At 42.2% G+C, this 1,082-nt stretch carries 1 protein-coding gene; it reads right to left on the bottom strand.

The window, feature by feature from the left end:
• Positions 1 to 4 precede the first annotated feature (4 nt).
• A complete protein-coding gene (locus AAC147_RS08895) occupies positions 5 to 1,036 on the bottom strand; it encodes an IS630 family transposase (protein WP_047686372.1) in 1,032 nt (343 codons plus the stop codon).
• Positions 1,037 to 1,082: the final 46 nt, after the last annotated feature.

The raw sequence follows: 1,082 nt of genomic DNA on the forward strand, positions 1-1,082 counted from the left end.
CCCATCATGCAGCATAATTAATTTTGGGGTGCAGAAAAAAGCGAGCAACATGTTTATTTCTTCTTTGCAGCTTCCTGAGATGACTTTTTGTCTTTTTTTCTAATTCTTGCTGATTTCTTGCGGGCGATGAGTGGCGAAGAGCACTTTTCAAATCGCCATTAAGGTATTCATCCGGATTTAATTCTGGGGAATAAGGCGGTAAATAAAACACCTCAATGCGACTTTTATATTTTTCCAACCAACATCTCACGACTTTGGCATGGTGTACCCGCAAATTGTCCAATATCAAATAGACTTTACGACCGGCTTCTTTTATGAGCCGTTGAAAAAATTGTAATAACTTTTTGGCGGTCATCGTCTCCTTGTATAGCATGAATCTTAGGCTACCACGGTTATTGATGGCTGATATCATATTGATTGAAAAGCGCTTTGCATTTAAATCGATAACGGGCGTTTTTCCTTTAGGTGCAAAGCCACGACTATGTTGACAGGTATTTTTGAGGCCCGTTTCGTCACCCCACCAAATTTCGGCCGCTTCCTCTGCGGCTTTTTTCTTGATAGCCGGATAGGTCTCCTGATGCCACTTTTCGATGGCTTTGGGGTTTTGTTCGTAAGCTCTTTTAAGCGGTTTTTGCGGGGTAAATTCCCAACGTTTCAGATAATCAGTCAGCGTTCTTTCGGCAATTTCTATCCGCCACATTTGCCAAATGACGGCTTGAATGGCTTTACGTCCCCAAAGGGCAAACGGTAATTGCATTTGTGTCGGGGTCTTATCGCGTAAAACTTGCTGAAGTTTCTCTTCCTGAATGGGGTTGAGTAAACGTTGTTCTAATGCGCGACGCCCACGTTTGCCCTGAAGCAAGGCTTCATCTCCGCTGTTTTCCCAGGCTCTTATCCAAATACAAATGCTGTTGTAGCTGATACCTAATGTTTCAGCGATGGTATTCCGCGAGATCCCTTGTTGATACATGCGTATCACCAATTGCCGATTATATTGTTGTATCTCTGGAGGAAGTTGTCGAGTATCTTTTTTCATCTTTCCATAATACAACCATTATTCGTATTTGAACACCGAATTAATA

The sequence above is a fragment of the Xenorhabdus sp. NBAII XenSa04 genome, from assembly GCF_963866145.1.
Taxonomy (GTDB): Bacteria; Pseudomonadota; Gammaproteobacteria; order Enterobacterales; family Enterobacteriaceae; genus Xenorhabdus; species Xenorhabdus indica.